The 12,050-nt window shown below is 54.7% G+C and carries 10 protein-coding genes; 4 read left to right on the top strand and 6 right to left on the bottom strand.

Annotated elements, in window-relative coordinates:
* Positions 1-18: 18 nt before the first annotated feature.
* Together btuF and mtnN are read right to left on the bottom strand one after the other, a co-directional pair.
* Complete coding sequence (gene btuF / locus BH712_RS10230; protein ID WP_006810051.1) at positions 19-828, bottom strand: vitamin B12 ABC transporter substrate-binding protein BtuF; 810 nt, start codon at positions 826-828, stop codon at positions 19-21.
* Positions 821-1,519: a 5'-methylthioadenosine/S-adenosylhomocysteine nucleosidase gene (mtnN, locus tag BH712_RS10225; RefSeq protein WP_003856223.1), complete on the bottom strand. Its 699-nt coding sequence runs from the start codon at positions 1,517-1,519 to the stop codon at positions 821-823. Before mtnN ends, btuF begins: the two co-directional genes overlap by 8 nt.
* 82 nt (positions 1,520-1,601) lie before the next feature.
* On the opposite strand from mtnN, the gene dgt reads away from it, so the two are divergent.
* From dgt to BH712_RS10210, 3 genes are all read left to right on the top strand, one after another.
* Complete coding sequence (gene dgt / locus BH712_RS10220; protein ID WP_006810050.1) at positions 1,602-3,116, top strand: dGTPase; 1,515 nt, start codon at positions 1,602-1,604, stop codon at positions 3,114-3,116.
* 132 nt (positions 3,117-3,248) lie between these two features.
* Entirely contained in the window at positions 3,249-4,682 is a 1,434-nt protein-coding gene (degP, locus tag BH712_RS10215; RefSeq protein ID WP_006810049.1) for a serine endoprotease DegP, read from the top strand.
* A 146-nt stretch (positions 4,683-4,828) separates the two neighbouring features.
* A complete protein-coding gene (locus BH712_RS10210) occupies positions 4,829-5,986 on the top strand; it encodes a CdaR family transcriptional regulator (RefSeq protein WP_003856217.1) in 1,158 nt (385 codons plus the stop codon).
* A 92-nt stretch (positions 5,987-6,078) separates the two neighbouring features.
* Here BH712_RS10210 and BH712_RS10205 read toward each other — a convergent pair whose 3' ends face one another.
* The 4 genes from BH712_RS10205 to map form a co-directional block, all read right to left on the bottom strand.
* Complete coding sequence (locus BH712_RS10205) at positions 6,079-6,465, bottom strand: DUF3461 family protein (protein WP_003856216.1); 387 nt, start codon at positions 6,463-6,465, stop codon at positions 6,079-6,081.
* Positions 6,466-6,576: 111 nt separating this feature from the next.
* Positions 6,577-7,401 (bottom strand): 2,3,4,5-tetrahydropyridine-2,6-dicarboxylate N-succinyltransferase, encoded by an 825-nt coding sequence (gene dapD / locus BH712_RS10200; RefSeq protein WP_006810047.1) that lies wholly within the window; start codon positions 7,399-7,401, stop codon positions 6,577-6,579.
* A gap of 32 nt (positions 7,402-7,433) precedes the next feature.
* A complete protein-coding gene (gene glnD / locus BH712_RS10195) occupies positions 7,434-10,109 on the bottom strand; it encodes a bifunctional uridylyltransferase/uridylyl-removing protein GlnD (RefSeq protein WP_032673788.1) in 2,676 nt (891 codons plus the stop codon).
* Between the two features lie 62 nt (positions 10,110-10,171).
* On the bottom strand, positions 10,172-10,966 hold the full coding sequence (gene map / locus BH712_RS10190; RefSeq protein ID WP_006810045.1) for a type I methionyl aminopeptidase: 795 nt from the start codon (positions 10,964-10,966) through the stop codon (positions 10,172-10,174).
* Positions 10,967-11,287: 321 nt separating this feature from the next.
* Here map and rpsB point away from each other — a divergent pair, with 321 nt between their 5' ends.
* Positions 11,288-12,013, top strand: coding sequence for a 30S ribosomal protein S2 (rpsB, locus tag BH712_RS10185; RefSeq protein WP_003856207.1), 726 nt, complete (start codon positions 11,288-11,290; stop codon positions 12,011-12,013).
* Positions 12,014-12,050: the final 37 nt, after the last annotated feature.

Here is a 12,050-nt window from a genome sequence, read left to right as displayed (position 1 = left end):
AATCCTCGAAGGGGGTATTTATCTGTTTGAGTGACTCTCTGCCAGTTTGGCACAGAGTTGTTTTGCGGCGAGGATAATACGCGGGCTGGCGCGTTCAAACCAGTCGCTGTTGAGTGCGATGACCGGAATTTTAAGCTGCTGATGCCAGAATTGTTCTATTTTAGGAATCTCGCTCGCATTTCCGACCACCACGATGGCCTGCGGTTGTCGCGCCAGAACCTGCTCACGGCTGACCTGCGGCCAGGGGATACGGCTTTCGGCAAAGATGTTCTCACCCCCACAGGTCTCAAGCACCTGATTCTGGATCGAACCTTTCCCGGTAGTGAACAGCGGCTGGCTGCCAAATTGCAGAAAAACGCGTTGTTTCGGTTGCGTACCGTACCGGGTTTTTAGCGCAGCATAGTCGTTGAGCATCTGCTGTGCAGCCTGCACGGCGCGTTGTGGAGTAGGGCTGAAGGGCGCGAGTTCGCGAAGGGCCTGCGCGACCTGTTCGATGCTCACCGCGTCCACCCATTTCACCGTTATTCCCAGCGACGAGAGCTGATTTACCTGCCGTTCGGCATTACCGCCGCGCCAGGCGAGGACCAGATCGGGCTTCAGCGCCACGATGCGTTCCAGATTCATTCCCTGCCAGGTGGCAACCTGTTCGATGTGGGCGGCCTGAGGGGGATAATCGGAAAAGCTGCTCACCGCAACGGGCGTGATCCCGGCGGCAAACGCCAGTTCCGTATTGGCAGGGGAGAGAGTGATCACCCGCGGTGCGGCGATGAGCCAGGCCGGGGCGAGCAGAAGCAGGGCGGCCAGCGCCCTGAACGACAACTTACCCACGCGCCAGTTTCTGCACCAGGGTTTCCACCATCACGGTGGACTGTTTGGCCGCCACGGCCAGGAATTCGTCGAAGCTGATGTGGGACTGCTGGTCCGCCACGTCAGAAATCGCACGAACGACCACGAACGGCACGCTGAAGTTATGGCACACGTGTGCAATCGCCGTGGCTTCCATCTCAACGGCGACAGCCTGCGGGAAGTTATGACGGATTTTCGCCAGACCGACAGAGCCGTTGATAAAGGCATCGCCGCTGACGATCAGGCCACGCACCGCATTGAGGTTAAGCTCGTTAATGCAGCTTTCAGCGGCGGCAATCAGCTTATCATCCGCTTTAAACCCGGCCGGGCAGCCCGGAAGCTGACCATATTCGTAGCCGAATGCGGTGACATCTGCATCGTGGTAACGCGCTTCGTCGGAAACCACGATATCACCCACTTTCAGCGTCGGCGCCAGCCCGCCCGCAGAACCCGTATTAATGATAACGTCAGGCTTGCAGCGTTCAAGCAGCAGGGTCGCGCCCAGTGCAGCTGCAACTTTACCGATGCCTGATTTCAGCAGAGCCACGTCAACGCCGTTCAACTGGCCGGTATAGATTTCACAGCCACCGAGGGAGAGGGTCTGACGGTTCTCAATTTTGTCACGCAGCAGCGTAACTTCTTCTTCCATTGCACCAATAATGCCGATTTTCATAGATTTACTCGCGATGTGCCTTGTTAAGATGCATAGTCTATCATGCGGTTAAGGGGAAACGCATTCTCACGCGGGGGAGCACATGTCACCAATCGATTTTCGCACCAAAATTAACTGGCACCGACGTTACCGTTCGCCGCAGGGCGAAAAGAATGAACATGAAATCCTGCGTATTTTCGAGAGCGATCGCGGACGCATCATCAACTCGCCCGCCATCCGCCGGTTACAGCAAAAAACCCAGGTGTTCCCGCTGGAGCGTAACGCCGCGGTGCGTACGCGGTTAACGCACTCCATGGAAGTGCAGCAGGTGGGGCGCTACATTGCAAAAGAGATCCTCAGCCGCCTTAAAGAGCAACGTCTGCTCGACACCTACGGGCTGGATGAACTGACCGGGCCGTTCGAAAGTATCGTTGAGATGGCCTGCCTGATGCACGATATCGGCAATCCTCCCTTTGGTCACTTCGGCGAGGCCGCCATCAACGACTGGTTTAAACAGCGGCTTTTTCCCTCTGACGCCATAAGCCAGCCGCTCAGCGACGACCGCTGTGTGGTACGCGATTTATGCCTGCGTGAAGGTGAAGATAGCCTGAACGATCTGCGCCGTAAGGTGCGTCAGGATCTGTGCCATTTCGAAGGTAACGCGCAGGGGATCCGCCTGGTGCACTCCCTGATGCGCATGAATCTGACCTGGGCGCAGGTGGGCTGTATTCTTAAATATACGCGTCCCGCATGGTGGACCGGAGAAACGCCCGCCACCCATAGCTACCTGATGAAAAAACCGGGCTATTACCTATCAGAAGAAGGGTACATCGCGCGGTTGCGTAAAGAACTTTCCCTGACGCCCAATGGCCGTTTTCCATTGACGTGGATTATGGAGGCCGCTGACGACATTTCTTATTGCGTGGCCGATCTGGAAGACGCAGTGGAAAAAAGAATATTCAGCGTCGAGGAACTGTACCAGCATCTTCATGATGCCTGGGGAGAGCATGAAAAAGGTTCTCTGTTTGCGCAGGTCGTGGAGAATGCCTGGGATAAATCGCGTTCAAATTCGCTAAGTCGTAGTACCGAAGACCAGTTCTTTATGTATTTGCGGGTCAACACGCTGAATAAACTGGTGCCGTATGCGGCCGCCCGTTTCATTGATAATTTGCCGATGATATTTAGCGGGGAATTTAATCATGCCCTGCTGGAAGATGAGAGCAGTTTTAGTCAGCTGCTTGAATTATATAAAAACGTGGCCGTTCGCCACGTTTTCAGTCACCCGGATGTCGAACAGCTGGAGCTGCAAGGATACCGGGTTATCAGCGGGTTGCTGGAAATTTATGGCCCGCTGCTCCAGCTGACGGTCGATGAGTTCAGCGAGCTGGTCGAAAATGAACGTGTTCGCCGCCTGCCGATTGAATCTCGTCTCTATCAGAAGCTTTCAACCCGCCACCGGCTGGCATACATTGAAGCCGTCAGTAAAATAGATCGCCATTCTTCCCAATGGCCAGTTCTGGAATATTATTATCGCTGTCGTCTTATCCAGGACTATATCAGTGGAATGACAGATTTGTATGCCTGGGATGAATACCGCAAGCTTATGGCCGTTGAATAAGCCATGAGTTTTGTAAAGACGGCCAATAAATTTTTACTTTTTCCATAAACTTATTCCCGGAACTAAGCGGTATAAAACGAATCTGAGTTACACAGCAATTTTGCGTTATCTGGTAAATCGAGATTGAGAAACATGAAAAAAACCACATTAGCAATGAGTGCACTGGCTCTGAGTTTAGGTTTAGCGCTGTCCCCTCTGGCGATGGCGGCCGAGACAGCTTCCTCGGCAGCGACTGCGCAGCAGATGCCAAGCCTGGCCCCGATGCTCGAAAAAGTGATGCCATCGGTGGTGAGTATTAACGTTGAGGGCAGCACAACCGTCAATACGCCGCGTATGCCGCGTAATTTCCAGCAGTTCTTCGGCGACAATTCGCCATTCTGCCAGGACGGTTCGCCATTCCAGAGTTCCCCGTTCTGTCAGGGCGGCGGTGCAGGGGATGACGGTCAGGGCGGCGGCCAGCAGCAGAAATTCATGGCACTCGGCTCGGGCGTCATTATTGATGCAGCGAAAGGCTACGTGGTGACCAATAACCACGTGGTAGATAACGCCAGCACCATTAAAGTGCAGATGAGCGATGGTCGTAAATTTGACGCCAAAGTGGTCGGTAAAGACCCGCGCTCCGACATCGCGCTGATCCAAATCCAGGATCCGAAGAACCTGACGGCGATTAAACTTGCCGACTCTGACGCGCTGCGCGTCGGTGACTACACCGTCGCCATCGGTAACCCGTTTGGTCTGGGCGAAACCGTGACTTCGGGTATCGTCTCTGCGCTGGGGCGTAGCGGCCTGAACGCGGAAAACTATGAAAACTTCATCCAGACGGATGCGGCAATTAACCGCGGTAACTCCGGCGGTGCGCTGGTTAACCTGAACGGTGAGCTGATCGGTATCAACACCGCTATCCTGGCACCGGACGGTGGCAACATCGGTATCGGCTTTGCTATCCCGAGCAACATGGTGAAAAACCTGACTGCGCAGATGGTGCAGTATGGACAGGTGAAACGCGGTGAGCTGGGTATCATGGGTACCGAACTGAACTCCGAGCTGGCGAAAGCGATGAAAGTGGACGCTCAGCGCGGCGCATTCGTAAGCCAGGTTATGCCGAACTCCTCGGCGGCGAAAGCTGGCATTAAAGCGGGTGACGTGATCACCTCGCTGAACGGTAAACCGATCAGCAGCTTTGCAGCCCTGCGTGCGGAAGTGGGTTCTATGCCAATCGGCAGTAAAGTGACCCTCGGCCTGCTGCGTGAAGGTAAGCCGGTTAACGTGAGCCTGGAACTGCAACAGAGCAGCCAGAATCAGGTGGATTCCAGCACCATCTTCAGCGGTATTGAAGGTGCTGAGATGAGCAACAAAGGGGCAGATAAAGGCGTGGTGGTGAACAACGTGAAAGCGAACTCACCTGCTGCCCGTATCGGCCTGAAAAAAGGTGATGTGATCATGGGCGCGAACCAGCAGCCGGTGAAAAACATCGCTGAACTGCGCAAAATTCTCGACAGCAAGCCGTCCGTGCTGGCGCTGAATATTCAGCGTGGTGATACCTCTATTTATCTCCTGATGCAGTAATCTTCTTAAGCCCCTGTTCGCAGGGGCTTTCTCTTTTCTGTGACCTTTCCCACAACTCCATACATCTCTCTCTGCCTTTGGGCATCTGCACAATGCAGCCTTAGCTGAACTTCCCTATGCTTGAGCTCTGCTCACGGGAGGGTTATATGGCTGGCTGGCATCTTGATACCAAAATGGCGCAGGATATCGTGGCGCGCACCATGCGCATCATTGATACCAATATCAACGTAATGGACGCCCGAGGGCGCATTATCGGCAGCGGCGATCGTGAGCGTATTGGTGAATTGCACGAAGGAGCGTTGCTGGTGCTCTCTCAGGGGCGCGTGGTCGACATCGATGACGCCGTGGCGAAACATCTGCACGGGGTCCGACAGGGGATCAACCTGCCGCTGCGTCTGGAAGGGGAAATTGTTGGCGTTATCGGTCTGACCGGCGATCCTGAATCGCTGCGTAAATACGGCGAACTGGTCTGCATGACGGCGGAGATGATGCTGGAGCAGTCGCGTCTGATGCACCTGCTTGCCCAGGACAGCCGCCTGCGTGAAGAGCTGGTGATGAACTTGATTCAGGCGGAAGAGCACACGCCTGCCCTGAGCGAGTGGGCGCAGCGTCTGGGTATCGACCTGAATCAGCCGCGCGTGGTCGCCGTTATCGAGGTGGATAGCGGCCAGCTTGGTGTGGACAGCGCCATGGTGGAGCTACAGCAGCTGCAAAATATGCTGGCGACCCCCGAGCGTAACAACCTGGTGGCGATTGTCTCTTTAACCGAGATGGTGGTGCTCAAGCCTGCACTTAATCAGTTTGGCCGTTGGGACGCGGAAGATCATCGTCGTCGCGTTGAGTTACTCATCGAGCGCATGAAGGAGAACGGTCAGCTCCGTTTTCGCGTCGCGCTGGGGAATTACTTTACCGGGCCGGGAAGTATCGCCCGTTCATGGCGAACGGCGCGCACTACTATGATGGTGGGTAAACAGCGCATGCCGGAGAGCCGCAGTTATTTTTATCAGGATCTGATGCTGCCGGTCCTGCTCGACAGCCTGCGCGGTGGCTGGCAGGCCAACGAGCTGGCGCGTCCGCTGGTGCGTCTGAAAGCGATGGACAACAACGGGCTGCTGCGCCGCACGTTGCAGGCGTGGTTCCGGCATAACGTGCAGCCGCTGGCAACGTCAAAAGCGCTGTTTATTCACCGGAATACGCTGGAGTACAGGCTAAACCGGATCTCGGAACTGACGGGGCTGGATTTAGGAAATTTCGACGACCGGCTACTGCTGTATGTGGCGTTGCAGCTGGATGAACAGAGATGACTGAGTGCGGTCTGGTGCCCTCACCCCATCCCTCTCCCACGGGGAGAGGGCGCAAACATTAAAAACGGCAATCAAGGATTGCCGTTTTGCTTTTATTTCCGCGTCAATTTCTCAAGATCCGCTTCAATTTCGCTGATCTTATTGGTGACAACGCTTTCAAGGTGACGCAGGTCGTCAAGGATCTTACGTTTCAGATCGACTTCGCTGCGATCGCGCTGGCAGATTTGATCAAGTTCGTCGATCACGTAGCGCAGGTTAGGGCTGATTTCCTGTACTTCTTTATATCCCTGACCGATACCGTCAGCGACAACGGTCTTACGCTGGCGTGGATATTTAAACTTCACGCTTTTGGCGAAAAACTCTCCTTTGTCCTTGTGAAAATAGATTTTCAAAATATCGTTATTGGCTTCCTGGCGGAGACTATAACGATCAATTTCATCAGGATTGGTAATGCCCAGACTTTTCAGATTATCGTACATAGCGGTACCCTTGATCTCAACATAACCTATGAATAATTAACGAAAAAATCTATTTTCGCCACCTTCGGATATAAAAAAAGCGGGGTTGCCCCCGCTTTTTGTTATACCCGATTAATCGATGGTGCGCAGCAGTTCATTGATGCCCACTTTACCGCGGGTTTTCGCGTCCACTTTTTTCACGATGACCGCGCAGTACAGGCTATATTTGCCATCTTTAGACGGCAGGTTGCCGGAAACCACAACGGAACCGGCTGGAACGCGGCCGTAGTGGATTTCACCGGTTTCGCGATCGTAAATGCGGGTGCTCTGGCCAATGTAGACGCCCATGGAGATCACAGAACCTTCTTCTACGATCACGCCTTCAACCACTTCGGAACGTGCGCCGATGAAGCAGTTGTCCTCAATGATGGTTGGGTTAGCCTGAAGTGGCTCTAGAACGCCACCGATGCCCACGCCGCCGGACAGGTGAACGTTTTTACCGATCTGCGCACAGGAGCCGACGGTAGCCCAGGTGTCCACCATGGTGCCTTCGTCAACGTAGGCGCCAATGTTCACGTAGGATGGCATCAGCACGGTGTTGCGTGCGATGAAGGCACCCTGACGAACCGCCGCCGGTGGTACTACGCGGAAGCCCTCTTTCTGGAAGCGCGCTTCGTCGTACTCCGCAAATTTCATTGGCACTTTATCGAAGTAGCGGCTTTCTGCTCCGTCGATAACCTGGTTATCGTTGATACGGAAAGAGAGCAGCACAGCTTTCTTCAGCCATTGATGAGTGACCCACTGACCGTCGATTTTTTCTGCCACGCGCAGCGCGCCGGAATCCAGCAGGGAAATAACCTGGTTAACCGCTTCACGGGTCACGGTATCCACATTTGCCGGAGTGATGTCGGCGCGACGCTCAAAAGCGGACTCAATAACGTTCTGTAACTGCTGCATTGTTTACTCTTTCCATTTCACTAAAAAACACGTCACCCTTTATCGTTTGGATTGAGGGCTGCTGTCAACCGTTGTTGCACTTCAAGTTGCAGGTCATTATTAAGGGCACGCCGGTCGGCGGTGGCGATTATAAATAAATCTTCTACTCGCTCGCCAATGGTTGTAATTCGGGCGCCGTGAAGCGAAATTCCCAGATCGGCAAAAACCTGGCCGACGCGGGCGAGCAGTCCTGGCTGGTCGAGCGCGATCAGTTCAAGAAACGATTTACGATCCGTATGGGTTGGCAGGAAATTGACCTCGGTATCGACGGTAAAGTGGCGCAGTTTTGCCGGCTGGCGACGCGGCTGCGGTGGCTGCCAGCTGCGCTGGGTGATAGCCTGCTCCAGACCGAAGCGTATTCCTTCGTGACGATCCGACGACAGCGGGCTACCGTCTGGCTCCAGCACAATAAAGGTATCCATCGCCATGCCGTCGCGGGTGGTAAAAATCTGCGCGTCGTGAACGCTCAGGTTACGCCTGTCCAGCTCGGCACAGACCGCTGCAAACAAATAAGGCCGGTCCGGGCTCCAGATAAAGATCTCCGTTCCGCCACGCGTGGCCTGCGGGCTGAGCAGAATCATCGGTTTCGTCAGGTCATGCTTCAGCAGATGCCGGGCGTGCCAGGCAAGCTGGTTTGGGCTGTGGCGCACAAAGTAGTTAGCGCGACAGCGCGCCCAAATTTGATGCAGCGCCTCTTCGTTGATGTTATCCATGCGCAGCAGGGCCAGCGCCTGCAACTGATGGTGGCGCACACGCTCGCGCATGTCCGGGGTGTTTTGCATCCCGCGTCGCAGCTGTTTTTCGGTGGCGAAATACAATTCGCGCAGCAGGCTCTGCTTCCAGCTGTTCCACAGGGTTTCGTTGGTGGCGCAGATATCGGCCACCGTCAGACAAACCAGGTAGCGCAGGCGGTTCTCCGTTTGCACCTCTTCGGCGAACTGCTTGATGACTTCCGGATCCTGAATATCACGACGTTGAGCGGTAACCGACATCAGCAGATGATGGCGAACCAGCCAGGCGATAAGCTGTGTCTCACGCGAGTTCAGGCCGTGCAGCTCGGCAAATTTCAGCACGTCCTGTGCGCCCAGCACCGAGTGGTCGCCGCCGCGTCCTTTGGCGATATCATGGAACAGAGCGGCGATCAGGATCAGTTCCGGGTGAGAAAGACGCGGCCACAGATCAACGCACAGCGGATGGCGGGATCGCGTCTCTTCTTTAGCGAAACTTTCCAGCTTCAGCATGACGCGGATCGTGTGCTCATCTACCGTATAGGCGTGAAACAGGTCGAACTGCATCTGCCCGACAATATGCGACCACTGCGGCATATAGGCCCACAATACGCTGTGGCGGTGCATCGGCAGCAGACCGCGGCTGACGGCGCCCGGATGACGAAGCATGCTCAGAAATAGCGAGCGCGCCTCTGGGATGTAACACAGCGGCTGCTTCAGATGACGCCGTGCATGGCGTAAATGGCGCAGGGTGGTGGAGTAGATCCCGGTGATCGTGCTGTTGCGCACCATGGTGTAGAACATGCGCAGGATCGCTTCCGGTTCGCGAATGAACAGCGTTTCGTCGCGCAGATCGATCAGCGTGCCGCGCAGCTGAAATTCGTCATCAATCGGACGCGGTTTTTCGTCTGCCGTCAGCGCGAGGATCGCCTCATCGAACAGCTGTAACAGCATCTGATTCAGCTCAGAGACGCGGCGGGTGACGCGGAAGAAATCCTTCATCATCTGCTCGACCGGCTCGTTGCCTTCGCCCTGATAATTCAGGCGCTGCGCCACGCTAAGCTGACGATCAAACAGCAGGCGGTTATCGTAGCGGGTGACTTCCAGGTGCAGGGCAAAACGGATGCGCCAGAGCAGATGCAGACACTCATTAAGTTCGTTACGTTCGGCTTCGGTCAGAAAACCAAAACCGACCATTTCGTCCAGCGATGTTGCCCCAAAATGGCGGCGGGCGACCCATTGCAGGGTGTGGATATCGCGCAGGCCACCGGGGCTGCTTTTGATATCCGGTTCGAGATTATAGCTGGTGCCGTGATAACGCTGGTGACGCTGGTTTTGTTCGTCGACCTTCGCGGCGAAGAATTTTTCCGAGGGCCAGAAGCCGTCGCTGAATATGTGCTTTTGCAGTTCGAGGAACAGCGCGACGTCGCCAATCAGCAGGCGGGTTTCAATCAGGTTGGTGGCGACGGTCAGGTCAGATAACCCTTCCAGCAGACACTCTTCCAGGGTGCGCACGCTGTGGCCCACTTCCAGTTTGACGTCCCACAGCAGCGTCAGCAATTCACCGATTTTCTGCGCCTGTTCGTCCGGCAGCTTTTTGCGGCTGAGGATCAGCAGGTCGATATCCGAGAGCGGATGCAGTTCACCCCGGCCATAACCGCCGACCGCAACCAGCGCGACGTCGCTCACCTGGCCGAAACCGTAGTCGATCCACAAACGTTGCAGGAGCTGGTCGATAAATTCGGTACGCGCTTCAATAAGCTGTTCGGCAGACACGCCCGCGTCGAACGCGCTCCCAAGCCAGCGATGGAAAACCGCCATGTGGGCTTTGATATGCGCGCAGGTCAGCTCATGCGGCGGCCAGACGCCCGGGTTGTCAGGCTGGTCGGGGAGGGTGGGAAGTGCTGTGTTAGCATACTGTTCGGGTAAGAGATTACTCATCGTGCGCCACCCATAAGAAAAAGCTATCGCCATTAAAAAAGCCGGCATTCGCCGGCTTCTTATTACTCAATGTTCGTCAGTATCGCCGGGATGGTGTCATCCTTGCGCAACGTCATAATTTCGCAGCCGTTGTCTGTTACCACAATAGTATGCTCGTACTGGGCAGACAAGCTTCTGTCTTTGGTTTTTACCGTCCAGCCATCTTTCATGGTACGGATGCGGTAATCACCCGCGTTGACCATCGGTTCGATAGTGAAGGTCATGCCCTTTTGCAGTACCACGCCGCCGTCGTCTGCATCGTAGTGCAGAACCTGCGGTTCTTCATGGAACACACGACCAATGCCGTGACCGCAGTATTCGCGCACCACGGAGAAACCTTCCGCTTCCACAAATTTCTGAATAGCCGCACCGAGGGTACGCAGGCGGATACCCGGCTTAACCATCTTCAGTGCCAGGTACAGGCTCTCCTGGGTGACTTTACACAGGCGCTCGCCAAGGATGGTGGGCTTGCCAACGATGAACATCTTAGAGGTATCACCGTGGTAGTCGTCTTTAATGACGGTCACGTCGATGTTGACGATGTCGCCATCTTTCAGCAGCTTCTCGTCATCCGGAATGCCGTGGCACACCACTTCATTAATAGAGATGCAGACGGATTTCGGGAAGCCGTGATAGCCGAGGCAGGCGGAAACCGCGTGCTGCTCGTTGACGATATAGTCGTTACAGATGCGATCCAGTTCGCCAGTGCTGACGCCCGGTTTCACAAACGGTTCGATCATTTCCAGCACATCCGCGGCCAGACGACCGGCGACGCGCATCTTTTCAATTTCTTCAGGTGTCTTAATAGAGATAGCCATGTAATCTGTCCATCGGTGTCGATTTTTTCGACAATACTAGTGTAAGTGTTGTCAATGGTATCAGTCAGGCGCACCCCGTGCCAAATTGAGAATCATTAACAGCACACTCCGCCAACAATTATTGGTTTCTGACCGTGTTTTGTGGTATAAAGCGCGCCGGACTTCCGATCCATCTCAGATACACAGGCTGGACGGGAGCGACAAATCTCACTTTGTGTAACAACACACACGTATCGGCACATATTCCGGGGTGCCCTTCGGGGTCGGTAATATGGGATACGTGGAGGCATAACCCCAACTTTCAATATAGAGGTTTTAAACATGGCAACTGTTTCCATGCGCGACATGCTCAAGGCTGGTGTTCACTTCGGTCACCAGACCCGTTACTGGAACCCGAAAATGAAGCCTTTCATCTTCGGCGCACGTAACAAAGTTCACATCATCAACCTTGAGAAGACTGTACCAATGTTCAACGAAGCCCTGGCTGAGCTGAACAAGATCTCTTCCCGTAAAGGTAAGATTCTGTTCGTTGGTACTAAGCGCGCTGCAAGCGAAGCTGTGAAAGATGCTGCTAACAGCTGCGACCAGTTCTTCGTGAACCATCGCTGGTTGGGCGGCATGCTGACCAACTGGAAAACTGTTCGTCAGTCCATCAAGCGCCTGAAAGATCTGGAAACCCAGTCTCAGGACGGTACTTTCGATAAGCTGACTAAGAAAGAAGCGCTGATGCGCACTCGTGAACTGGACAAGCTGGAAAACAGCCTGGGCGGTATCAAAGATATGGGCGGCCTGCCAGACGCGCTGTTCGTAATCGATGCAGACCACGAGCACATCGCAATCAAAGAAGCTAACAACCTGGGTATCCCGGTATTCGCTATCGTTGATACCAACTCCGATCCGGACGGTGTTGACTTCGTTATCCCGGGTAACGACGACGCAATCCGTGCTGTTAGCCTGTACCTGAGCGCTGTAGCTGCTACCGTTCGTGAAGGCCGTTCCCAGGATCTGGCTTCTCAGGCGGAAGAAAGCTTCGTAGAAGCTGAATAATAAGGTTTTACCCCTTATTAGTACCGTGTATGAATAG

Source organism: Enterobacter hormaechei ATCC 49162, assembly GCF_001875655.1.
In the GTDB taxonomy this organism is placed as follows: Bacteria; Pseudomonadota; Gammaproteobacteria; order Enterobacterales; family Enterobacteriaceae; genus Enterobacter; species Enterobacter hormaechei.
Note: the sequence above shows the minus strand (reverse complement) of the source record. Positions and strands in the feature narration are given on the sequence as shown.

Excerpts from the sequence above, each read along its gene's own strand:
- dgt (WP_006810050.1), top strand. The coding sequence starts at position 1,602 with ATGTCACCAATCGATTTTCGCACCAAAATTAACTGGCACCGACGTTAC.
- mtnN (WP_003856223.1), bottom strand. The coding sequence starts at position 1,519 with ATGAAAATCGGCATTATTGGTGCAATGGAAGAAGAAGTTACGCTGCTG.
- BH712_RS10210 (WP_003856217.1), top strand. The coding sequence starts at position 4,829 with ATGGCTGGCTGGCATCTTGATACCAAAATGGCGCAGGATATCGTGGCG.
- map (WP_006810045.1), bottom strand. The coding sequence starts at position 10,966 with ATGGCTATCTCTATTAAGACACCTGAAGAAATTGAAAAGATGCGCGTC.
- glnD (WP_032673788.1), bottom strand. The coding sequence starts at position 10,109 with ATGAGTAATCTCTTACCCGAACAGTATGCTAACACAGCACTTCCCACC.
- degP (WP_006810049.1), top strand. The coding sequence starts at position 3,249 with ATGAAAAAAACCACATTAGCAATGAGTGCACTGGCTCTGAGTTTAGGT.
- rpsB (WP_003856207.1), top strand. The coding sequence starts at position 11,288 with ATGGCAACTGTTTCCATGCGCGACATGCTCAAGGCTGGTGTTCACTTC.
- BH712_RS10205 (WP_003856216.1), bottom strand. The coding sequence starts at position 6,465 with ATGTACGATAATCTGAAAAGTCTGGGCATTACCAATCCTGATGAAATT.
- dapD (WP_006810047.1), bottom strand. The coding sequence starts at position 7,401 with ATGCAGCAGTTACAGAACGTTATTGAGTCCGCTTTTGAGCGTCGCGCC.